Genomic DNA, 22,340 nt, shown 5'->3' on the forward strand with positions numbered 1-22,340 from the left:
AAAATATTAGCTATAATTTTAGGGTTTTTGATTGATGGTCTTGTTCCATTTTTGGCTTGACCTCTGATAAATAAATCCAAATCAAACTCACCCACACCACACCAAACATGATCATAAATGCCGATGAACGAATGCCTGTGATATCTACAGCGGCACCAAACATAATCGGTAGAATAAAGCCACCAAGACCCCCTGCCAAGCCCACAACACCTGATACTGCACCCATATTATCCTTGTATTCATCAGACAAATATTTAAATACCGATGCCTTACCAATAGCAAAGGCAATACCTAGCAAGAAAATCAATACAGTAAAGACGGTGGCATTTAAGCCAATATAAAAGCTTTTTTCCCCCTCAACTGTCTGAACGGTCAAGAATGTTTGAGGATAGGATAAGGCAAATAGCAGCAAAAACGATGACCAAAGTACCCACCAAGTGACTGTGTGTGCCGAATACTTATCTGACAGCCACCCACCCAGTGCACGCAATACCCCACCAGGCAAACTAAAACACGCTGCCAAAAATGCTGCTGTTTGTAGGCTAAAACCATATTCTCCGACATAATACTTGGTCATCCAAAGCGCCAGTGCCACATAGCCGCCAAAAACGATCGAATAGTATTGGCTATAACGCCAAACATTTTTATCCTTTAAAACAGCCAGTTGACTGGCAAGAGTGGCATTACTGGCAGTACGATGTGTTTTATTATCATAACTAAAAAACCAAAAACCAATGGCAGTAATCAGCATAATACCTGCATAAACTTTAGGTAAAAAACGCCAGCCTTCTGCAGCACTGACCGCTGTGGAAGCCCCTACAGCAATAATGGCAGGGCCAATCATCTTGGTAATCGCTGAACCTGCATTACCTGCGCCAAATACACCCATGGCAAAGCCTTGCTTGTCTGTCTCAAACCACTTGGCTACATAGGCGATACCTACTGAAAAGGATCCACCTGCCAAACCAACAAACAAGCCTAATAACAAAAATTGCCAATATTGATCAGCATACCCCATTAAAAAGATAGGTAATACTGTCGCTAACATTAAGACGAAAAATACAATGCGCCCGCCATACTTATCCGTCATGATACCCAGCGGTAAACGAACCAGTGAACCTGTCAAAACAGGCGTGGCGGCAAGTAGTCCAAATTGAGTTTCATTTAAATCAAGTGCCTGCTGAATAGGAATGCCCAAAACAGCAAACATCATCCAAATCATAAAACATACCGTAAATGCGACGGTCGATGAGATGAGTACAATGGTAGATTTTGTTGTCATGATAGGCTCTTTTTACAAGATGCTAAAAACAGCTTTTATTTGGATCTCAAAATCTCTCCAAATAAATCAGCTTTAGAAAAGTACACAAGCTATAATAAATTGAAATTTTTTTGAATTAGTTGATTTAAATCAATCATAAATCGATACTCTTATGTCTAAAATATGGATTACTACTACTTAAGAAGTAGTCGTTCTTCATAAGGATTAGCGTATAATTGCCTGATTTTTCAAGAACTTGTTTTTAAACATCTGATTATAATCAATCATTTTTTACTCAAACAGCAGATCTTGGCTTTTTGGGGGTATGTATGTTAAATAACCGACTTAGTGGCTTTTTGCCCAGATCGCTTTCAGTGCGTGCTTGGCTAGCAGTTGGCGTTATTGTATTTTTTGCTACAGTCACAGCTAGCACTTCAGCAATATTAGCCTGGGTATCAAAATCTGATGCTCAAGCGCTCAACTCTGTCGGATCAATTCGGATGGCAACTTATCGCATTAATTATTTATTAACAACCAATACCACTTTACCAATTGATGATCATTTAAAACTTGATCCAACCTTATCGATCAATCAGCAATTGATTGATGATATGCAAGCACGTTTGAATGTTCTGTATGCATATCAGAATATGCCTGGCAATAAGGACACCGAGATAGATAGCCAAACTAAAACAATTCAACACCATTGGTTAAAGATGCTAAAACCTGCTCTAGTTAATAATGATAATGCTGCGGTATTAATGGCATCTGGTAAATACATTAAAGAAGTTAACGAGCTAACTAAAAAAATTCAGGTTCGCAGTGAAACCCGTCAGCACTGGCAACAAGTATTACAAATGTCTGCGCTTGGTATCATCTTATTAACCCTATTATTAGGTATGTACGAGCTTCGGCGTAATGTACTAAGACCCATTCACTCTCTCATAGACAGTACGCAGCATTTCAGACGCGGTCATCATGTGCCTGCACTGGTAACTGGCTATCAAGAATTTCAAACTCTTAGCAACTCATTCAATGATATGGCAGATACCATTAGCGAACATCAAGCCAGGCTCAATCAAGAAGTGTTAAACAAAACTCGCCATCTTACTCAAGCCAACCAATTGCTTAAATTATTGTATGATTTTTCTAATCAGCTCAATCAAGAGCCCGTTACATTATCTAAGCTACATCATTTACTTGAGAATTTTTCAAAAATAAATCCAAGTTTTGGGTTTACATTATGCTTGCATGATCACCTAAAATTAAGTGAATCTAGCACTTCAGGACCTCTCTTGAAAAATGACACTGTACTTGTGTCATCTAAAGATAGCATTAGTATTCACAGTCACTCTGTTGAAGAATTGCAAACAGGCAAAACCGATCTTTTGTCGAGTAAAATTTGTTCTACAGGCAACTGCGATCAATGCGCTCTTAAAGCCAGATCTACGACAAGAATTTATCCAATCAGCACCCAAAACAGCTACTGGGGCGAGCTGATGGTTCATCAGCAGTCTGAAGAAGATGATGTCACCATTACCAAAGAACTTGTACAAACGTTGGCAAGTTTAGTAAGCCTAGTATTCACCATCCAAAAGCAACGTCAGCAAGAGCATCAATTAATACTTTTAGAAGAGCGGAACACCATTGCCCGCGAACTACATGACTCATTGGCACAGTCATTGTCATATCTAAAAATTCAGCTTTCTATGCTAGGTACGCACGCGCGCCAACTTTCTGACGCAGCTCAACAAAACCAAAATGATACGCTCATGGATCATACTGAAGCCATGCTTCAAGTTTTAGGGCAAGCACGTTCAGGGCTTGATGCTGCCTACATTCAGCTGCGCGAGTTACTCGTGACCTTTCGCTTAAAAATAGAATCGGGCAGTTTTGATAATGCCATCGAACAAGCTTGTGATGAATTTTCTGCGAAAGGCGGTTTTAATATTACATTAGATAATCGGATTTTAAGCCAAAATCTAAGCGCTAATGAGCAAATTGACTTATTACAAATTATTCGTGAAGCATTATCCAATATTCAGCGCCATGCATACGCCAAAGAGGTAACTGTCAGCCTTTATCAAAAAACACATTTAGACACTGAACAGCGTATTTATCTGGAAATTGGTGATGACGGCGTGGGTTTACCAAAGCATATTGATGGACAACAGCATCATGGATTAAAAATTATGCAAGAGCGCACGCACAGTTTGGGTGGCGAGTTTGATATCAGTCAAAACACCCCGAAGGGCACTTTGGTGCGTATTTGGTTTTTACCTAAATTTTATGAGAACTAGGAATAACATGGTTTTAAAGATTTTTACCGCAGCCAATCCTGCACACCTTCTTCTTGTCGATGATCATCCGATGCTACGTCGTGGTTTGGCAGATTTATTAAGTCTAGAAAAGGATGTTCAAGTCATTGCTGAAGCCAACCATGGGATGGAAGCTCTGGATATTCTAAATCAAGAAATTGTAGATCTTGTGATTTTAGATCACACCATGCCTATCTTAAATGGCATTGAAACGCTCAAAAAAATACGGGAGTTGGGTATTCAAACCAAAGTTCTATTATTTACCGTATCAGACAATAGCAAAGATGTTCAAGATGCGCTTCATTTAGGCGTTGATGGCTATCTACTCAAGGATATGGAGCCAGAGCAAATCATTACTGATATACGTAAGATTTTGCGCGGTGAATTAGTCATCAGTCCAAGTCTTGCACCGATTTTAGCACAAGCTATGCGCAAACCTGTTAAAACTGACAGCAGTCACGAGCTGACAGAGCGCGAGATCCAAGTTGCTAAAATGATTGCTCAAGGGATGAGTAATAAGATGATTGGTAACAAGCTTGGTATTGCTGAATCCACAGTTAAAGTTCATGTCAAACACATTCTTGGTAAGATTGGCCTGCGTACGCGCGTTGAGATTGCCGTTTGGGCGGTTGGTCATTATCAGTGATAAGCGAAATAATCAAGCATTGTAGTGACACATACATCCAAAGTAGTAGAGAATGTCAAAAAATTTTAACCATGTGGCTATAGGGAGCTTGGGTATTTTTTGTTATAGTTGTAATACATTCATCACCGAGGCAACGCCCATAAGTTATTGTCATGAAAAACTCTTTATTATTCCAACCGGCGCAGCCAGCCCACCAAGCGACGGATTGTTTTGACACGGTATTTTATGGCAATGAGTTTACCCTAGCAACATCCAACTCAACAGAAAAATTGACTGATAACTTTCAGCGTAAACTAACCTATCTTAGACTTTCCATCACTGATTTTTGTAATTTTCGTTGTAATTATTGTCTACCTAATGGCTATCAAGGCAAACGTCCTAATAACGAGCTGACACAACAAGAAATTGCTACTTTATTGGCAGGATTTGCTGCTCTTGGCACCACCAAAGTTCGTCTGACAGGGGGTGAGCCATCTATACGCCATGATTTGCCTGACTTGATCAGACTCATCAAAAATACAGAGGGTATCAAGACCGCGTGTATCAGCTCCAATGGCTATAAATTAGGCAAACATCTATCCGCTTGGCATGATGCAGGCTTGGATAAATTAAATCTAAGTATTGACAGTTTTAACCCCACAACATTTCATAAAATTACAGGATATGATGGCTTGCCTGCTCTACTTCGTGATATTGATAAACTCTTATACTCAACTAGCATCACCCTAAAACTCAACGGTATTTTGATGGCACATACCGCCTATGACAATCTTATGGCAGCACTGGACTTTGTCAAAGATCGCCCCATTACTTACCGTTTCATTGAATTTATGCAAACATCAGATAATAGCCAACTGTTTTTTGCCGAACATACTAGCAGTCAGTATATCAAAACCTATTTAATCAAGCACGGTTGGAGAGCTCAAATGCGTGCAACGGATGGTGGACCTGCAACTGAATACAGCCACCCTGATTATGTCGGTAAAATTGGTCTGATTGAACCTTATTCACCCAAATTTTGTGATCATTGCAATCGCCTGCGTGTTAGTAGTCAAGGTCAAGTGCATCTTTGCTTGTTTGATAGCCAAAATTACGACATTCGTCCTTATCTGACACAAGGTGACACCCAAGGGCTCATTCAAGCTTTACAAGCCTTAATGCCTATCAAACCTGAACATCATCACCTGCACTCTGCCGACAGCGGCATGATGCATAATTTATCCTTGGTAGGCGGCTAAAGTGTGATTGATCGGTTATTTCACTGATTGCTGAAACCATCAGTACATAATGAGGCAGGAAATGAATACTCTACCTAAATTTATTGGCACTCTGACCACCGTACGTACAGGTAAAATTGAGCCGTTTGTGCGTGGCGTGAGTGCTATTAATAAAATTCCCATTGATGGCAGCATGAAAGTTGATTTACTGGGTCTAGATGCAGACGAACAAGCTGAGCATAAATTTCACGGTGGACCACTCAAAGCAGTGCATCAAATGCCAATCACTACCTATGATGTCATCAATCAGGCGTTTGGTTTGAACGTCCCTGTTGGCTCACTCGGAGAAAATTTAACCTTCATTACCGATAAGATACCGATGGACGAACGCTCGGTATGCATTGGCGATATCTATCAATTCGGTGATGCAGATGATTGCGTACAGCTTCAGCTGGTGCAGCCTCGCCGTCCTTGTTATAAGATCAATGATCGATTAAACACTCCAAACATATCTTCTTTTGTTAGTCATCAAGGCATTGCTGGGTGGTATTATCAAGTGGTCAAAACAGGCATCATTAAGCCTGACTTATCCGTCTACCTCATCGAACGCCCTTTTGAATACGCCACTTTGCACACTCTTTGGCAAATAGTGAATCAAAAAAGCAAAATCGATGCCGCTACTGCCAATCAGTGGCTGAACATTGATTGCCTTGAGAGCAGCTGGAAACAAAAAATTTTTAATAAAACCCTAAGACCTTAACTTTGATTTGATACTTTAATTAACCCACAGGACATCTTATGTGTAACTTATGTAATGACCCTAATCATCAACCACAAGCCAAAAAATCCGATAAACCATTTACTCCCTTAAACATCGCTGTACTAACGGTATCTGATACGCGCACACTGGACGAAGATGCTTCAGGAAAATTCTTGGTAGATAGCCTAGTGGAGGCAGGTCATGTATTGGTTGACCGCAAGCTGACCAAAGATGATATTTATCAAATCCGTGCAGTGATTAGTGCATGGATCGCTGATGAACGCATTCATGCCGTTATTACCACAGGGGGTACAGGTTTTTATCATCGTGATAACATGCCAGAAGCAGTCGGCGTGCTATTTGATAAAGAAGTGCAAGGCTTTGGTGAAATGTTTAGATACTTATCTCATAGCGAAATCGGAATGTCAACCCTACAATCTAGAGCAGTGGCAGGCATGGCAAACAACACAGTAATTTTTTGCTTACCAGGATCAACAGGAGCATGTCGAACAGGCTGGGAGGGTATTATCAAACAGCAGCTGGATAACCGAACTCGTCCTTGTAACTTTGTACCACATTTAATGCGTCAAAATCCATCGCATGGCTAATAGTGGCAGATTTGGATTCTCGGTTTAATGGTAACTATAATATGATGCTTAACATCGGAATTAAGCCATGAATTTATGCGCTGTCTTAATTTTAGCAGGGGGAGAGTCAACTCGAATGGGACAACCCAAAGCACAGCTTGCCCTACCTAACAAAAGTACGGTACTTGATTTTCATATCGCTTGTGCCAAAAAATTAAACTTACCCATTTTTTTGGCAGATAATGGTAAAAATTGTGTGCATGATCCACTCATTACGCCACTTAAAGATTATTTGCCTTGCAATGATTCAGGGAAAGGTGCAGGTCCTTTATCCGGCATCGCTGCTGGCTTACAGGCGGTAGAAAGCAAAGGTTATATTTTGACTGTTAGCTGCGATCATTTGCTAGCCATTGATAAAATTGCTGATATATTAAAGTTTACCAGTGCTCAAGTTGGCTATCTATACGCAAAAAAAGACTGTCCCTTATTAGGGGTTTACCACACCAGTATTCTACCAATATTACTTGATTTTCTGGCTCAGGGTGGTCGCTCAGTCATGCAATTTTTAGACCTTGTTGACCGCCAAACTTTTGATCTTAATGATGATTTACACTCTTTGACCAACTTTAATACACCTAGTGAATTTGCCTTAGCTTTGGAAAATTTTTATGACTGATTTAGATCACCGCACCCTAACTCATCTAGACGCCAATGGTGATATTAGCATGGTTGATGTTTCAACCAAAATAGCAACCCAGCGCAGTGCCACCGCAAGCGCTCAGGTAATTTTTCCTTCAAACATCTATTTAGCCATCAAAAACACTGATGGCATGACAAAAAAAGGGTCAATTACCCAAACAGCTCACATTGCAGGCATTATGGGCGCCAAGAAGACCAGCGATTTAATCCCTTTATGCCATCAGTTACCCCTTGATAGTGTCAAGCTAAGCTTTGAATATAATGATGCAAAATGTGCCATCGTTGTGACAGCAGCTGTCAAGGTTACTCACAAAACTGGTGTAGAAATGGAAGCCTTAACAGCAGTATCAGTAGCTTGTCTGACCATCTATGACATGACCAAAGCAATGAGCCAAGACATTATCATTACCGATGTTTGTCTATTAAATAAAACTGGAGGGAAATCTGATTATGCCAAATAACTTAACTGTTACTGTATTATATTTTGCCAGTCTTGCCGAACAGGCAGGTATAGATGAAGAAATTTTAACGACCTCGCATCACTGCCTTAATAAGATTTATTCTGATTTATCAAGTAAATACGATTTTAAATTAACACAAGATGAATTGGCGGTTGCTGTCAATCATCAGATTGCCAGTTGGCAGACTAAAGTTAGCAATGGTGATATCATTGCCTTCATTCCACCTGTCGCTGGAGGCTAATATGGCTCAAAAACTACATCAAAGCTCATCAAAAATCACCTTAAGCCATGAGGCTGCCTATCATGCAGCAATCACTGATGGATTCGCCCTATTGGACATCGCTATCGATGACAAGAAACTAAAAAAAGGTCTGCTTGATGACCGCTGTGGAGCTTTAGTGACCTTTGAAGGTTGGGTGAGAAACCATAACAACAGCCGCCCGGTAGAGAAGCTCACCTATTATGGTTATGAGGCATTGGCACTTAATCAAGGAAAGCTATTGATCAGTGAAGCCTGTCAACGTTTTAAAATTGAAAATGCCATCGCCATGCATCGCATCGGTGATCTGAACATAGGCGATATGGCGGTGTGGATAGGCGTTAGCGCTCATCATCGCTATCCTGCCTTCGAAGCTTGTCAGTGGTTGCTCGACGCCATCAAGGCACAGATTCCTATCTGGAAACAGGAGTTTTATACGGATAGTCAGGAAAGCTTATGGCTTTCTAATAACGGTTAGGTCAAAAAATTATGCAAAAATTCTTTTTTAGCATATTAATATTGTTAGTTTTATCAAGTTTAGGTGCATGCAGTCAGGATCCTTCAACCAAAGCGCAGACTGTGACCGTTTATGCTGCGGTCAGCCTATCAAATGCCCTAGATGAGATTAATGCATTATATCAGCAACAGTATGATACTGTCGTACATACCTCGTACGCCTCTTCAGGTACACTTGCTAAACAAATACAAAGTCGTGCGCCTGCTGAAGTATTTTTATCGGCAGATACCACTTGGATGGATAATCTGGCAAACAAAAATTATTTGGTCGAGGGTAGCCAAAAAAATTTATTGACCAATCGTTTGGTACTTATTACTCCAAAAGATAAGCCAGTTCCACTGAATGTTGCAGAAAATGGATTGTTTGACCCTCATCTTTTTCAAGGCAAACTTTGTATCGGCAATCCCCAAAGCGTGCCTGTTGGCAAATACGCCAAAGAAGCTTTTACCTATTTGGGTATATGGGATGGTCTTTTAGATAAATTGGTGGAAACCCAAGATGTACGCTCTGCTTTAAACTTTGTTCATAGAGGTGAGTGTCAGCTTGGTGTGGTCTATCTAAGTGATGCCACCATAGCAAACACTGTTCAGATTGTCGCCATATTTCCCAAAGATAGTCATCGTCCAATTACCTATCCCTTAGCGATGATTAAAAATGATCATCAGAATAATCTCAATATCAAGTCATATTATGATTTTATTCAGAGTGCTGACGCAATAACCATTTATAAAAAATACGGTTTTGAAGTATTGCCATGATTAGCCTAACCCACGATGAGTGGCAAGTTGTTTATCTATCCTGTAAAATCGCTTTATTTAGCTTAAGCATTACTTTGGTACCTGCAATAGGAGTGGGATACTGGTTAGCTCGCAAGCAATTTTGGGGAAAATCTTTAGTAGAAACTTTAGTGTTTTTGCCATTGGTACTCCCCCCTGTCGTACCAGGCTATTTGTTACTTATCAGTTTTGGTAATCAAGGTGTTATCGGTCGTCATTTATCTGCTTTAGGGTTTGAGGTTGCCTTTAACTGGAAAGGTGCGGTTCTAGCAAGCAGCGTTATGGGCTTTCCGCTCATGGTGCAGTCAGTGCGTTTAGCGATCGAGCTGGTGGACAGACGGCTTGAGATCGCCGCCATGACCTTGGGTGCAAGTCGACTTAAGATATTTTTTGGGATTACTTTACCTTTATCAAAAAATGGTATTTTGATCGGTGCAATGCTTGCTTTTTGTCGTAGCTTAGGAGAGTTTGGCGCGACCATTACTTTTGTAGGAAATATTGCAGGACAAACTCGCACCTTACCTTTGGCCATTTATAGCCTATTACAACAACCAAACAGCGATGATAAGATAATGCGCTTAATGATAATTAGTATCAGCGTAGCATTTATAGCAATGTGGACTGCTCAATGGTATAATCGAACTCAAAGAAACAGGCTGATCCAATGAGTATGTTTGAATGTGATTTCCATCTGACTTTGGGAAAGTTTAATCTTGATGTCAATTTATACTCAAATGCACAAGTGGTGGGTTTGTTTGGAGCATCAGGCTCAGGTAAAAGCAGCATACTTCATGCTGTTGCAGGCATTCAAACCCCCCAAGTAGGCAAAATCATCATCAACAAACAAACTTGGTTTGATAGCAATACCCATATTAATTTTAGCATTCAAAATCGCCGTGTTGGAATGGTTTTTCAAGACGCTCAACTTTTTCCGCACAAAACTGTCATAGAAAATTTAACCTATGGTTATCAAAATATTCATCCAAATGAAAGACGGTTTCATCCTGATGAGATTATTGAGCTACTTAAAGTTGGTCATTTAATCCACCGTCTGCCAAACAAACTGTCTGGTGGTGAAAAGCAGCGAGTAGCTTTGGGGCGTGCTTTGTTATACTCCCCTAAACTGCTACTTTTGGATGAACCTTTATCGGCACTTGATAGCATGCACAAACAAGAAATTTTGCCGTTTTTTCAAGAAATTATCGCCAGCACTCACATTCCTATGATTTATGTCAGCCACGACAAGGACGAAATCAAACAACTCACCGATGAGATTTATCACCTTTAGCATACACCAAAACCATAAAAACACCCAAAAGCCAAGCTTAGCTATTGGGTGTTTTGGGCTTATCCAAGTTTATTTAGGCTTTTCTTTAACCTTATCCAAATGTCCAATCAAATGGTTCAATCACCACTTCACTACCGACCGCCACACCTGTGTTATTCTCATCAAGAACGATTAGGCAGTTGGCATACGCTAGCTGTTTGATACGGTGCGAGTCTTGGGCGACAGCAGGCGTTACCACCAGCTCGCCATCGGCTTTTTGTTCAAAAAACCCCCGCTGATATTCTTTTCTACCTGCATTTTTGTGAATGGTGTGCGTGGTTTTGGCGTTTAGGCGTAGCGTGGTCGGTACATCCGCCCCCACCATCTGCCATAGGGCAGGACGGACAAAGTTAAGACAGCCCACCACCGTGGACAAAGGATTACCTGGTAGCCCAAAATACAGCACCACTTGCCCATCAGTACGTTTAAATTCCCCAAAAACAAAGGGTTTACCAGGTTTCATGGCGACTTTGTAATGATTAATTTTGCCAAGCTTATCAACAGCTTGTGTCAAAAAATCATAATCGCCCACCGACACGCCTGCACTAGAGATGATGACATCGCACTCATCAATCGCCCGTTTGATACCATCAGTCGTCGCCTGTAAGTCATCTTTGATAATACCATAATCATGCAGTACAATGGGCAATCTTGCCAATAATGCCTTGAGCGTAGGGGTATTAGAATTATAAATTTGAGCCAAATGTGCCAAAGGCTCACCTATCGCCACCAACTCATCGCCTGTGGCAATCAGCCCCACCACCAGTGGCTTGAATACCTTGATTTGCTCCACGCCCATGCTCGCAAGCAAGCTAATATCGCTAGGGGTTAGGCGTTTGTTGGGGCTAAGCAGTAATTCATCTTGCTGGATTTCTTCGCCTTGATGACGGATATTTGCCCCAATTTTGGCAGGTTTGGTCAAAGTAATGTGATAAGCTTGGTGCTTATCTAGCGTGCGCTTGATAGTCTCAAAATCGGTATTTTCTTGCATAACCACCGTATCACAGCCATCTGGCACGACCGCCCCCGTAAAAATCCGCACCCCCTGATTGGGCAAAATCTGCCCAACAAAAGGCACGCCTGCACACGACTCCCCGATAATCTCTAGGCGAGCATTATTATCAAGACGGCTCCTCACCCCAAAGGCAAAACCGTCCATCGCCGATAGGTTTTGGCGGGGGACATCAAAACTTGCTACCACCTGACTAGCCAAGACATGACCCACCGCCTTATCAAGGCCTATACTGATCACTGTACGAGTAGCCATAGGGTTGTCATGATTGACATAGTCTTGGATACGTTTGGCTATTTGGTTTTTTAGTTCATCTACCCCAATCATACTACCCCCGATAGACATTTTCTTCATTCATTTGTAATTGGATGCCGACAATATCGGCTTTTTGGCTTAATTCAAACAAATAATCACACAAGCCATGATGAAAAGATTGTTGCTTGAGCTGGTTTTCTATCATCGGCAAGGCCTCATCAAGGCTAAGCTGTTTGCCATCTTGCTTGGATAGCACTTCTACGATATGCACGCCATAGCGAGTTTCTATGGGGTTGACGCCCACGCCGACATCAAGAGCAAAGACCACTTTTTCAAATTCAGGTACGGTTTGCCCTTTGTACAAAATTCCCAACTCACCGCCATTGTCTTTGGATGGGCAAGATGAATATTGGCGAGCCAATTCAATAAAATCAGCATCACGGTTAGTGCTATTTTGTAGCTTAGCGATCAGTTGACTGGCTTGTTTTTTGAGTTCTAGACGCTCATCGCCTTCTTCTGGCGGTACTGCCATCAAAATATGACGTACTGACATGACAGGCGTACTGACAAATTTGGTCAAATTGTTGTGATAATACTGCTCACAGGCGGATTGTTGAGGGGTTTTGACATCCACTTGCCATTGTAATAGCTTGGCGATTGCTTTTTCTTCATCGTCCGCCCATGCCTGTTTACCAAGATTGGGGTGAGCCAACACCGCCTGATGTAACAGCTCACGCACCACCAAGGCTTGAGCCGCCAAATACAAAGCCTCTTCTTGGCTATCGGTAGGGTGATATTGGGCTTCGCTGGCGATGGCTTTTGGGTCGATGGCGACCCCATTGATACTGATATTGGGCAGACTTTGGCGACTAGATGCAATCAAATTACTGTGATTGCTATTTTCTTCCGCCAAGGCTTTTTTGATAAATTCAGCGTCCGATGACGGCTTGGTCAAATCATCGCTAGTAGGCATGATACGAATACCATCATCATCTTCAATCAATCCAAGCGGTGTAAATTCTTGAATTTCTTGAGTAATTTTATCATGACCATCTGCTTTGGCAGGCTCACCGCTACAAGTACAATGACCACCGCCACAGCCATGTGACGCTTCTTTTGGCGATGGCGTTTGGCTTGAATTAGGATTAAAGGTGCTGACAGTCATAAGATCACCTTGACACAAATTTTAAAATTTAAGTTCGAAACAAGACAGCAATGTATTGCTTTAAAATCAGATAGCAATATTATCAAGGATAACTTTTATCTTTGCCATACTTCTTTGGGCGGATAAGCGACCAAAATCCGCTCAAATCAATGCGTATAAAAAACCACAAAGGCTTGGCTGGGGTCATCTTTGTGGCAAAACTCGTTAAGTTATTGTTTTATTTATTGTTATTATTGTGATATTTTTTGGCGGACGATTTGATAATTACGACCTAGATACCAGATTGGAGCAGAAATGATATGCACCAAGCGAGTAAATGGGAAAATCAAAATAATCGTAATCCCCAAGGCGATATGTAGCTGATAAATTAAGCTAATATCTTGCATATTTGCCAATGCCTGCATGGGGCGAAACACCGTGATGTTTTGAGCCCAGCTTGACAAGGCTACCATCACCGAGCCGTCCATGTGCTTGGTAGAAGCAAAAATCGTCCCCAAGCCCAAATTTAGCTGAATAAATAAAATCACCAGCACCAGCTTATCAGCAAAACTTGACGTATGCGACACTCGTGGGTCGGTAAAACGGCGAACCAACAGCATGGCAAGCCCAATCCAGCACACCACCCCCATCACGCCACCAGCGACCATCGCCAGTAGTTGTTTTTGAGATGAGCTAATAAAATGCTCATAGACAGCGTGTGGTGTTAACATACCGACCAAATGCCCGCACAAAATCCCAATGATACCAATATGAAACATATTGCTAGCGATTCTCATGCCCTTGTCATTGAGCATTTGGCTTGAGCCTGTTTTCCATGAATATTGAGACAAATCAAATCTTGCCCATGTGCCAATCAAGCACACCGCCAAAGCAAGATAAGGATAAATCCCAAAAACAAACACTTGCAACCAATTTAGATGAGCAAGGTTGTCAAAGCTTGTGGTTATAGCGGTTGAAATCATGCGAACACCCCCTTAGAGCTTGCACTTGTATTTTGTTTGTCAAATCCAACCCAATGCACAGGAATTTGGGCATTTTGATTGGCTTGTCTTGCCAATGTTTCGGCGATACGTTGGTCGGTTTGGCTAGATGGGCAACGGTCTTCTTGTTTGGCAGACAAAAAGTCCACCACTTCTTCTTCCCATTCTTTATCCATCGCTTCAGGCGTACTGTCATCCACAGGCTTGCCTAGCTTGGCAAGCTCATCATCAATCACGCTCAGTGGCTTGCCTGCCACTTGTAGCAAGGCTTTGAACAAACAGACATAACTGCTGTTTTTGTCCACAAGTCTTGCAGATAGCAAGGTCAAAATATGGCTGACATCGGCAATGTGCATACGAATGTCCATATCATCATCAGTCTGGGTCGCTTGATACGCCAAAAATTCTAGATACATCGGCAGATAATCAGGCAATTCTTTGACACCAATTTCAAAGCCCGCCTGCTCGTATTGACCCATCAAGTCCACCATCGCCTGCCCACGGTCACGACTCTCGCCATGCACGTGTTCAAATAGCCATAGCGACAAGCTACGTCCCCGCTCAAACAAGCCATCATAACGTGATTGGGCTTCAATCTCACCTAGGCTTACCAATTCATCAATAAAATCAGCAATTTCTTGGCGGACAGGCGGACTAATCAGCACAGAGCTAGCCACGATTTGTTTGCATTGCTCTAAGGTATCATCAACGAACAACTCATCGCTTGGGTAGTCGAGCAATAGGCTAATGACCTTCAAAAGACGAAAATCCATCTAGTTCTCCCAAGTTTGTACCGTTGCAATCATCTCACGGCGATTGGCTCTGGTTTGACCAAACATATTGGTATCACTGCCACCGCCACAGCCCGAGCCAAAGCTAAAGCCACAGCCATTTTTCTCGGCAAAGACATCGCTTAGTGCTTCTTCACGGTGAGCTGTCGGAATGACAAATCTATCTTCATAATTGGCGATCGCCAAATAGCGATACATTTCATCTACTTGCAATTTGGTCAAGCCCACCGCATCAAGCACTACCTTAGCATCTTGTTTTTCAACCAGTTCAAGGCGCTTATAGCTACGCATGGCAAGCAGACGCTTTAGGGCAAGGCGGACAGGCTCTTCATCGCCAGCAGTCAGCATATTGGCAAGGTATTTTAGCGGAATACGCAGGCTATCCACATCAGGAATTAGCCCGTCCATACCCACTTGCCCCGCCTCAGCAGCATTTTGGATGGGTGATAGTGGTGGCACATACCACACCATCGGCAAAGTGCGATACTCTGGGTGCAATGGCAAGGCAAGTTTCCAGTCCATCGCCAATTTGTACACAGGGGATTTTTGAGCCGCTTCAATCACACTCATCGGCACGCCATCTTTGAGAGCCTGCTCGATAACTTTGGGGTCATTAGGGTCTAAGAATACATCAAGCTGTGCTTGATATAAGTCTTTTTCGTTGGGGGTGCTGGCTGCATCTTTGATTTTGTCAGCATCATAAAGCAGTACGCCAAGATAGCGGATACGCCCCACACACGTCTCAGAACAGATGGTCGGCTGACCGCTTTCAATACGTGGATAACAAAAGATACATTTTTCGGATTTGCCTGATTTCCAGTTGTAGTAGATTTTTTTGTAAGGACAACCAGAAATACACATCCGCCATCCACGGCATTTTTCTTGGTCAATCAAGACAATACCATCTTCTTCACGCTTATAAATCGCCCCAGATGGGCACGATGCCACACACGTTGGGTTTAAGCAATGCTCGCACAGTCTTGGCAGATACATCATAAAGGTGTTTTCGTATTGACCATAAATGTCGGCTTGGACATTGTCAAAATTTTTGTCAATACGGCGTTTTTCAAATTCAGAGCCTAAAATCTCCTCCCAGTTTGGACCCCATTCAATTTTTTGCATTCTTTTGCCCGTTATTAAAGAACGAGGGCGTGCTATCGGCTGATGCTCACTAATTGGGGCGGTGTGTAGATGCTGATAATCAAAATCAAACGGCTCATAATAATCATCTAGCGTTGGCAAATCAGGGTTAGCAAAGATATTCGCCAAAATACGAAATTTGCCCCCAATTCTAGGATTGATAGAGCCGTCGGCATTTCTTATCCAGCCACCCTTCCATTTTTCTTGATTTTCCCATTCTTTGGGAAAACCGATACCAGGTTTGGACTCTACATTATTAAACCATGCGTATTCCATGCCTTCACGACTGGTCCACACATTTTTACAAGTAACAGAACAAGTATGGCAACCAATACATTTGTCAAGGTTTAGCACCATGCCCACTTGAGAACGAATTTTCATATTAATTTTCCTCAACCTAGCAAAAGCTGGGTAAAATGTGTCATTGAGTATAGTACCTGCTTTGGCAGAATTTCTTTATTCTGCCAAAGAGCGTGCGCATCAGTCTAAAGTGGTAGGTAATTGCTGTGGCAGGCTGTCGTCTGGCTTGCCTTCTAGCCAGTCAATATTTGCCATTTTACGCACCACAACAAACTCATCTCGGTTGCACCCCACTGTGCCATAATAGTTAAATCCATAACTTTGTTGTGCATAACCGCCAATCATGTGAGTTGGTTTTAAGATTGCTCGAGTGACTGAGTTATGAATACCGCCACGCGTACCTGAATTTTCAGAACCTGGGATATTGACTAGCTTTTCTTGAGCGTGGTACATCATGGTCATGCCTTCTTTGACACGCTGCGAGACAACCGCTCGGGCAGTAATAGCACCGTTATGGTTGAACACTTCAATCCAGTCGTTATCCACAATGCCTGCTTTTTTGGCATCGATCTCACTCATCCATACAATAGGGCCGCCACGGCTTAGCGTCAGCATAAGCAAGTTTTCAGAATAAGTAGAATGAATGCCCCACTTTTGGTGTGGTGTTAAGAAGTTTAGCACCACTTCTTTGTTGCCATTGGGCTTATAGCGTTTGAGCTCATCGGTGGTACGTGTATCAATCGGTGGGCGGTATTGTTGCATTTGCTCACCGAAAGCTTGCATCCATGGATGGTCTTGATAAAACTGCTGACGACCTGTAATGGTACGCCAAGGAATTAGCTCATGCACGTTGGTATAGCCTGCGTTATAGCTGACTTTTTCAGACTCAAGACCTGACCAAGTAGGGCTTGAAATAATCTTTCTAGGCTGAGCGACAATATCACGGAAACGGATTTTTTCATGCTCGCTAGATTTGGCAAGGTGAGTATGGTCTCGTCCTGTGGTTTTTGATAAGTCCGCCCATGCTTTGACCGCTACGTGTCCGTTGGTTTCAGGAGCCAGCATCAAAATTGTCTCGGCAGCATCAACCGCCGACTCAATGCGTGGACGCCCTTTACTAATGGCATCATCGGTAACGGTATAATTCAAATCCGCCAAGTGGCGCACCTCTTCATTGGTATCCCAAGTGATACCTTTTGAGCCATTACCCAGTTTATCCATCAACACCCCAAGAGATGTGTATTTAGCATAGGTATTAGGATAATCACGCTCTACTACCTTGATGTGCGGGCAGTTAATCCCTGGAATTGGGCGTTCACCTGCAGTTTTCCAATCCGTACCACCAAAAGGCTGAGCAAGTTCAGCAGGACTGTCGTGCTGCATTGGCAAAGTGACAATATCGGTCTCGACACCTAAATGACCATGCGTTAGTTCGGAAAACTTTTTGGCGATGCCTTTATAAATTTCCCAATCAGTCTTGGATTCCCAAGCAGGATCGGTCGCCGCCGTCAAAGGGTGAATGAACGGATGCATATCCGAAGTATTCATATCGTCTTTTTCATACCAAGTGGCGGTTGGCAAGACAATATCTGAATACAAGCAGGTGGACGACATACGAAAATCTAGCGTCGTTACCAAATCAAGCTTGCCTGTTGGGGCATTTTCTAGCCACTCTACTTCGGTTGGGCGAATGCCGTCATGTACCGTTTCTTCACCTAGGATGCCGTGCTTTGTCCCTAGCAGATAATGAAGCATATATTCATGCCCTTTACCTGATGAGCCTAGCAAGTTTGACCGCCAAATGAACAAATTACGCGGGAAGTTGGCGGGATTGTCTGGACTTTCGGCAGCAAAGCGGATTTGACCATTTGCCAAATTATCCACGACATAATTTTCGGCATCACCTGAGGCTTTGGCAGCCTTGCCGATGTGTAGCGGATTTTGATTAAGCTGGGGAGCAGACGGCAACCACCCCGCACGCTCAGCACGTACGTTGTAGTCTAGCATATGCTCGGGGAATTTGGATTTATCAGCGTGTGGCGATAAAATCTCGTGGGCTGAGACTTTTTCGTGTCGCCATTGGCTTGAATGATTATAAAAGAAACTTGTGCCATTCATGTGGCGTGGTGGTCTGTGCCAGTCTAGAGCAAACGCTAGCGGAGCCCAGCCTGTCTGCGGACGCAGTTTTTCTTGACCGACATAATGAGCCCAACCACCGCCAGATTGACCAATACAGCCACACAGAATTAGCATATTGATGACACCACGGTAATTCATGTCCATGTGATACCAGTGGTTCATCCCCGCCCCGATGATAATCATGGACTTACCATGAGTTTTGTGGGCATTTTCGGCAAATTCACGGGCGATTTGAATGACCTTCTCACGGCTAACCCCTGTAATGGCTTCTTGCCAAGCAGGTGTACCAGCTACTGTTGCATCATTATAATCATCAGTAACGTGCTGACCACCGACGCCATTATCTACACCCAGATTGGCAAGCATCAAATCAAATACTGTCACCACTTTGGCAGTAGTACCATCAGCCAAGGTTAGGCTACGACAAGGAATGGTTTTGTATTGAATATCATCGCCTTTGGCAGACGTAAAGTACGGATGCTCACCACCACCAAAGTAATCAAGCCCTACTTCTACTGTCTCGCCAGAGCCTTTTTGAGATAGTTGTAGTTTGACTTCACTGTTATGTGTACCTTCTTTAGTTTCCAAATTCCAGCGACCTTTTTCGCCCCAACGATAACCGATAGAGCCAATCGGTGAGACTAGCTCGCCTGTTTCATTGACGGCAATGGTTTTCCACTCAGGGTTATTGTCCTGACCTAGATGACCTACCAAATCAGACGCACGCAAAAAACGCCCAGCACGAGCTGACTTACCTTCGTCTTCAATCATCACAAGCATAGGCAAATCAGTATAACGGCGAGCATAATCAAGGAAATAATCGCTAGGTTGTTTTAAATAAAACTCTTTGATAATCACATGGCAAAACGCCTGAGCAAGAGCAGCGTCCGTCCCTTGTTTTGGATTTAGCCACAAATCGCACAGCTTGGCAATCTCAGCATAGTCAGGGGTGATGGCAACAGTCTTTGTGCCTTTGTAGCGTACTTCGGTAAAAAAGTGAGCATCAGGGGTACGAGTTTGTGGCACATTTGAACCCCATGCGATGATATAGTCAGAATTATACCAATCCGCCGCTTCAGGTACGTCCGTTTGCTCTCCCCAAATCATAGGGCTAGCTGGTGGCAAATCGCAATACCAATCATAAAATGACAAACACACGCCACCAATCAAGGATAAATAGCGACTGCCCGCTGCATAACTTACCATACTCATGGCAGGGATAGGCGAAAAGCCGATAATACGGTCAGGCCCAAAGGTTTTGGCGGTATAGACGTTGGCAGCAGCGATGATTTCGTTAACTTCATTCCAACTTGAACGCACAAAGCCACCCAAGCCACGCTTGGACTTGTACTGCGCAGTCTTATTAGGATCGCTGACAATGCTACCCCACGCTTCAACTGGGTCTGTATATTTAGTACGCGCTTCTCGCCAAAGCTTCAGTAAAGGTTTACGCACTTTTGGGTATTTGAGACGATTGGCAGAGTACATATACCAACTATAACTGGCACCACGTGGACAGCCGCGCGGTTCGTGATTAGGCAAATCTGGGCGAGTGCGAGGATAATCGGTTTGCTGAGTTTCCCAAGTCACTAAGCCATTTTTAACATAGATTTTCCATGAGCATGAGCCAGTACAGTTGACACCATGAGTTGAGCGGACAACTTTGTCATATTGCCAGCGATTACGATAAAAATTCTCCCAGTCACGGTTTTCATCACGGACTTCACCATGTCCATCGGCATATTCACCCGTTTTTTTCTTAAAGAAACGAAATTGGTCGAGTAAGTGGCTCATTTTGCTTTCCTCGTTGTTGTAAAAAGAGCTTAGCTGGCTAGCGACAATCGAAACACCAAGCTAACATTGATTATAAAAATTTATTGGTTACCTAACTATTGCCTAAATGGCTATCATTAGATACTTCTTTGGGCGTAGTTGAATGACTGCTTTAATTTTATTAATGCGAATAGATAAATGCCGATGCCAGCTGTTGTGCATTACTAATACTCACGTCCAAGTCCTCAATCAGCCCACTATTCATGTCATAAATCCAGCCATGTACCGAAAGTTGTCTGCCTTGATACCAAGCATTTTGCACTATGGTAGTATGGCAAATATTAGTGACCTGACGCTTAACATTGATTTGGCATAATAAATCAAGCTCCTCTTCATCAGTTAAACCCTCAAAAGCCTCACGATATTGGTAACGCATTCCTTTCAACGGTCTAAGCCAGTTATCTATCAGACCATATTCTTGCTGACTAAGCGCCGCTTTAACGCCGCCGCAACCATAGTGACCACATACGATAATATGCTCAACCCTAAGTACATCTACCGCAAACTGTAACACCGATAACAAATTCATATCAGTTGAAACTACCATATTTGCGACATTGCGGTGCACAAAAAGCTCTCCTGGCATGACGCCTACCACTTCATTGGCGGGCACACGACTATCAGAGCAGCCGATCCATAAATATTTGGGTGACTGCGCCTTTGAGAGTCTTGGAAAATAGTCAGGATCACGCGCTGTCAGTGACTGCGCCCAATATTGGTTGTTATTTAACAAATCACTTAATGTTACATGCATACACACTCCCAGAGTTGATTTGGTTTTAGCATAAATCAGTTATCAATACCTGGCTATGCTCTAAATGGTTAAGGCACTACCCTAAAGTAGTAAGCTTGGCTGGCTGCTTTCTACCTAAGCATACTATGACTAATATCTGTAAATATTTACAATACTTCAATATAAATTACCCACTCTTTAGCCATGAAAAAACTCTATAATGAAAAAAAGGTTGTTTATCTTCAGAGCTTGAGCTGCCACCCTATTTTTGCAACAACCAATAAGAAACTTTCAATTTCGGCAGCAACGATTCACTACTACCCCAAAGGCAGTTTGATTTATTTGCAATATGCTAAAGTGCGTTATTTATATTTTTTATTAGAAGGTGCAATCCATTGCTATCGTCAGCAGCCCAATGGTCAAGAAAGCCTAATAAACAGATTTGATACAAATAAAACTCATATCCACCAGGTGCAGATGATCAATGACAGCCTGCCTAATTTAAAAGTAGATGAGCATGATGAAAAACAAGATGAGATGCTTGCGCATAATCAATATAACTTGTTTGGAAAAAATAGCTGCCATCAGTTAACCGCTAAAGCTTCACAAAATAGCTATGTTGCCATTTTACCCATTCATGAGATAAAGAAAACATTCAACAACTCATCTTTAGCTACGATATTTACTTGGTATGCAGAGCAGATGTATGAGCAAATCTCGACACAGTTTTTATTGTATGATTTATTAAGCCTGAAAACTGCACAAGCGAAAGTAGCTTATTATCTATTATGCCATGCTGACAATAACAGCAAAATAGAGATATCCATGAGTCAAAAAAATCTTGCAAGCCTACTAAGTATCCGTGCTGAAACACTCAGCCGAACTTTGCGATCTTTGATAAATCAGCAAATTATTAGCGTAAATGGTGCACAATACACTATTTTAAAATCCGAACACCTAGAACAGATGGTGGAACAATGACCACACAAACGCTATTTCATTTTTGATGAGATGATATTTTAAAAAATAGTGATTTAATCAGCAGATTACTTTTTCGACAATCGTAATAACAATTCAAAGATTCGCCATGCTCATGAACATCCAAAACACTGCCAAACGCCCAACATCGCCCCACCCCATTTTAAATTTGGGTTTTCGCATATT

At 42.4% G+C, this 22,340-nt stretch carries 21 protein-coding genes; 13 read left to right on the forward strand and 8 right to left on the reverse strand.

Annotated elements, in window-relative coordinates:
- Positions 1 to 10: 10 nt before the first annotated feature.
- Positions 11 to 1,282 (reverse strand): nitrate/nitrite transporter, encoded by a 1,272-nt coding sequence (locus tag CEW93_RS09130; RefSeq protein ID WP_089540985.1) that lies wholly within the window; start codon positions 1,280 to 1,282, stop codon positions 11 to 13.
- 308 nt (positions 1,283 to 1,590) lie between these two features.
- Between CEW93_RS09130 and CEW93_RS09135 the strand changes: the two genes are divergently transcribed.
- The 12 genes from CEW93_RS09135 (at position 1,591) to CEW93_RS09190 (ending at position 10,789) form a co-directional block, all read left to right on the forward strand.
- The gene (locus tag CEW93_RS09135; protein WP_089540983.1) at positions 1,591 to 3,561 is read left to right on the forward strand and encodes a type IV pili methyl-accepting chemotaxis transducer N-terminal domain-containing protein; all 1,971 of its coding nucleotides are present in this window, start codon (positions 1,591 to 1,593) and stop codon (positions 3,559 to 3,561) included.
- Between the two features lie 7 nt (positions 3,562 to 3,568).
- Positions 3,569 to 4,225: a two-component system response regulator NarL gene (gene narL / locus CEW93_RS09140; RefSeq protein ID WP_089540981.1), complete on the forward strand. Its 657-nt coding sequence runs from the start codon at positions 3,569 to 3,571 to the stop codon at positions 4,223 to 4,225.
- Positions 4,226 to 4,377: 152 nt separating this feature from the next.
- The gene (gene moaA / locus CEW93_RS09145; RefSeq protein ID WP_089540979.1) at positions 4,378 to 5,463 is read left to right on the forward strand and encodes a GTP 3',8-cyclase MoaA; all 1,086 of its coding nucleotides are present in this window, start codon (positions 4,378 to 4,380) and stop codon (positions 5,461 to 5,463) included.
- A 61-nt stretch (positions 5,464 to 5,524) separates the two neighbouring features.
- Complete coding sequence (locus tag CEW93_RS09150; RefSeq protein WP_089540977.1) at positions 5,525 to 6,202, forward strand: MOSC domain-containing protein; 678 nt, start codon at positions 5,525 to 5,527, stop codon at positions 6,200 to 6,202.
- A 38-nt stretch (positions 6,203 to 6,240) separates the two neighbouring features.
- The gene (gene moaB / locus CEW93_RS09155) at positions 6,241 to 6,810 is read left to right on the forward strand and encodes a molybdenum cofactor biosynthesis protein B (RefSeq protein ID WP_089540976.1); all 570 of its coding nucleotides are present in this window, start codon (positions 6,241 to 6,243) and stop codon (positions 6,808 to 6,810) included.
- Between the two features lie 67 nt (positions 6,811 to 6,877).
- On the forward strand, positions 6,878 to 7,465 hold the full coding sequence (locus CEW93_RS09160) for a molybdenum cofactor guanylyltransferase (protein ID WP_089540973.1): 588 nt from the start codon (positions 6,878 to 6,880) through the stop codon (positions 7,463 to 7,465).
- Positions 7,458 to 7,949: a cyclic pyranopterin monophosphate synthase MoaC gene (gene moaC, locus CEW93_RS09165; protein ID WP_089540971.1), complete on the forward strand. Its 492-nt coding sequence runs from the start codon at positions 7,458 to 7,460 to the stop codon at positions 7,947 to 7,949. The genes CEW93_RS09160 and moaC overlap by 8 nt, the downstream gene beginning before the upstream one ends.
- Entirely contained in the window at positions 7,939 to 8,190 is a 252-nt protein-coding gene (locus CEW93_RS09170; RefSeq protein WP_089540969.1) for a MoaD/ThiS family protein, read from the forward strand. Before moaC ends, CEW93_RS09170 begins: the two co-directional genes overlap by 11 nt.
- Before the next feature lies 1 nt (position 8,191).
- Positions 8,192 to 8,686, forward strand: a complete 495-nt coding sequence (locus tag CEW93_RS09175) for a molybdenum cofactor biosynthesis protein MoaE (RefSeq protein WP_089540967.1) — start codon at positions 8,192 to 8,194, stop codon at positions 8,684 to 8,686.
- 11 nt (positions 8,687 to 8,697) lie between these two features.
- Positions 8,698 to 9,483 (forward strand): molybdate ABC transporter substrate-binding protein, encoded by a 786-nt coding sequence (modA, locus tag CEW93_RS09180; protein ID WP_089540965.1) that lies wholly within the window; start codon positions 8,698 to 8,700, stop codon positions 9,481 to 9,483.
- Positions 9,480 to 10,169 carry a molybdate ABC transporter permease subunit gene (gene modB / locus CEW93_RS09185; protein WP_089540963.1) on the forward strand — a complete coding sequence of 230 codons (690 nt, stop codon included), beginning with the start codon at positions 9,480 to 9,482 and terminating at the stop codon, positions 10,167 to 10,169. Before modA ends, modB begins: the two co-directional genes overlap by 4 nt.
- A gap of 2 nt (positions 10,170 to 10,171) precedes the next feature.
- Positions 10,172 to 10,789 carry an ATP-binding cassette domain-containing protein gene (locus tag CEW93_RS09190; RefSeq protein ID WP_089541036.1) on the forward strand — a complete coding sequence of 206 codons (618 nt, stop codon included), beginning with the start codon at positions 10,172 to 10,174 and terminating at the stop codon, positions 10,787 to 10,789.
- A 91-nt stretch (positions 10,790 to 10,880) separates the two neighbouring features.
- Here CEW93_RS09190 and glp read toward each other — a convergent pair whose 3' ends face one another.
- From glp to can, 7 genes are all read right to left on the reverse strand, one after another.
- A complete protein-coding gene (gene glp, locus CEW93_RS09195; protein ID WP_089540962.1) occupies positions 10,881 to 12,167 on the reverse strand; it encodes a gephyrin-like molybdotransferase Glp in 1,287 nt (428 codons plus the stop codon).
- Position 12,168: 1 nt separating this feature from the next.
- Positions 12,169 to 13,260, reverse strand: coding sequence for a peptidylprolyl isomerase (locus tag CEW93_RS09200; RefSeq protein ID WP_089540960.1), 1,092 nt, complete (start codon positions 13,258 to 13,260; stop codon positions 12,169 to 12,171).
- Between the two features lie 230 nt (positions 13,261 to 13,490).
- Entirely contained in the window at positions 13,491 to 14,222 is a 732-nt protein-coding gene (gene narI, locus CEW93_RS09205; RefSeq protein WP_089540958.1) for a respiratory nitrate reductase subunit gamma, read from the reverse strand.
- Positions 14,219 to 15,013, reverse strand: a complete 795-nt coding sequence (gene narJ / locus CEW93_RS09210) for a nitrate reductase molybdenum cofactor assembly chaperone (RefSeq protein ID WP_089540956.1) — start codon at positions 15,011 to 15,013, stop codon at positions 14,219 to 14,221. The genes narI and narJ overlap by 4 nt, the downstream gene beginning before the upstream one ends.
- Complete coding sequence (gene narH / locus CEW93_RS09215) at positions 15,014 to 16,552, reverse strand: nitrate reductase subunit beta (RefSeq protein WP_089540954.1); 1,539 nt, start codon at positions 16,550 to 16,552, stop codon at positions 15,014 to 15,016.
- Between the two features lie 99 nt (positions 16,553 to 16,651).
- Positions 16,652 to 20,404: a nitrate reductase subunit alpha gene (locus CEW93_RS09220; RefSeq protein WP_146416659.1), complete on the reverse strand. Its 3,753-nt coding sequence runs from the start codon at positions 20,402 to 20,404 to the stop codon at positions 16,652 to 16,654.
- A 160-nt stretch (positions 20,405 to 20,564) separates the two neighbouring features.
- The gene (can, locus tag CEW93_RS09225) at positions 20,565 to 21,197 is read right to left on the reverse strand and encodes a carbonate dehydratase (protein ID WP_089540706.1); all 633 of its coding nucleotides are present in this window, start codon (positions 21,195 to 21,197) and stop codon (positions 20,565 to 20,567) included.
- A gap of 183 nt (positions 21,198 to 21,380) precedes the next feature.
- Between can and CEW93_RS09230 the strand changes: the two genes are divergently transcribed.
- Positions 21,381 to 22,157, forward strand: coding sequence for a Crp/Fnr family transcriptional regulator (locus CEW93_RS09230; protein ID WP_089540708.1), 777 nt, complete (start codon positions 21,381 to 21,383; stop codon positions 22,155 to 22,157).
- Positions 22,158 to 22,340 lie beyond the last annotated feature (183 nt).

This window comes from Moraxella sp. VT-16-12, from assembly GCF_002224245.2.
In the GTDB taxonomy this organism is placed as follows: domain Bacteria; phylum Pseudomonadota; class Gammaproteobacteria; order Pseudomonadales; family Moraxellaceae; genus Moraxella.

What these genes read in the sequence shown, in the direction of transcription:
- narI (WP_089540958.1), bottom strand. Translation starts at nt 14,222, where the DNA reads ATGATTTCAACCGCTATAACCACAAGCTTTGACAACCTTGCTCATCTA.
- CEW93_RS09130 (WP_089540985.1), bottom strand. Translation starts at nt 1,282, where the DNA reads ATGACAACAAAATCTACCATTGTACTCATCTCATCGACCGTCGCATTT.
- CEW93_RS09200 (WP_089540960.1), bottom strand. Translation starts at nt 13,260, where the DNA reads ATGACTGTCAGCACCTTTAATCCTAATTCAAGCCAAACGCCATCGCCA.
- CEW93_RS09220 (WP_146416659.1), bottom strand. Translation starts at nt 20,404, where the DNA reads ATGAGCCACTTACTCGACCAATTTCGTTTCTTTAAGAAAAAAACGGGT.
- moaA (WP_089540979.1), top strand. Translation starts at nt 4,378, where the DNA reads ATGAAAAACTCTTTATTATTCCAACCGGCGCAGCCAGCCCACCAAGCG.
- CEW93_RS09175 (WP_089540967.1), top strand. Translation starts at nt 8,192, where the DNA reads ATGGCTCAAAAACTACATCAAAGCTCATCAAAAATCACCTTAAGCCAT.
- modB (WP_089540963.1), top strand. Translation starts at nt 9,480, where the DNA reads ATGATTAGCCTAACCCACGATGAGTGGCAAGTTGTTTATCTATCCTGT.
- CEW93_RS09170 (WP_089540969.1), top strand. Translation starts at nt 7,939, where the DNA reads ATGCCAAATAACTTAACTGTTACTGTATTATATTTTGCCAGTCTTGCC.
- CEW93_RS09150 (WP_089540977.1), top strand. Translation starts at nt 5,525, where the DNA reads ATGAATACTCTACCTAAATTTATTGGCACTCTGACCACCGTACGTACA.
- can (WP_089540706.1), bottom strand. Translation starts at nt 21,197, where the DNA reads ATGCATGTAACATTAAGTGATTTGTTAAATAACAACCAATATTGGGCG.
- narH (WP_089540954.1), bottom strand. Translation starts at nt 16,552, where the DNA reads ATGAAAATTCGTTCTCAAGTGGGCATGGTGCTAAACCTTGACAAATGT.
- glp (WP_089540962.1), bottom strand. Translation starts at nt 12,167, where the DNA reads ATGATTGGGGTAGATGAACTAAAAAACCAAATAGCCAAACGTATCCAA.
- moaC (WP_089540971.1), top strand. Translation starts at nt 7,458, where the DNA reads ATGACTGATTTAGATCACCGCACCCTAACTCATCTAGACGCCAATGGT.
- narJ (WP_089540956.1), bottom strand. Translation starts at nt 15,013, where the DNA reads ATGGATTTTCGTCTTTTGAAGGTCATTAGCCTATTGCTCGACTACCCA.
- modA (WP_089540965.1), top strand. Translation starts at nt 8,698, where the DNA reads ATGCAAAAATTCTTTTTTAGCATATTAATATTGTTAGTTTTATCAAGT.
- CEW93_RS09160 (WP_089540973.1), top strand. Translation starts at nt 6,878, where the DNA reads ATGAATTTATGCGCTGTCTTAATTTTAGCAGGGGGAGAGTCAACTCGA.
- CEW93_RS09135 (WP_089540983.1), top strand. Translation starts at nt 1,591, where the DNA reads ATGTTAAATAACCGACTTAGTGGCTTTTTGCCCAGATCGCTTTCAGTG.
- narL (WP_089540981.1), top strand. Translation starts at nt 3,569, where the DNA reads ATGGTTTTAAAGATTTTTACCGCAGCCAATCCTGCACACCTTCTTCTT.
- CEW93_RS09230 (WP_089540708.1), top strand. Translation starts at nt 21,381, where the DNA reads ATGAAAAAACTCTATAATGAAAAAAAGGTTGTTTATCTTCAGAGCTTG.
- moaB (WP_089540976.1), top strand. Translation starts at nt 6,241, where the DNA reads ATGTGTAACTTATGTAATGACCCTAATCATCAACCACAAGCCAAAAAA.
- CEW93_RS09190 (WP_089541036.1), top strand. Translation starts at nt 10,172, where the DNA reads ATGTTTGAATGTGATTTCCATCTGACTTTGGGAAAGTTTAATCTTGAT.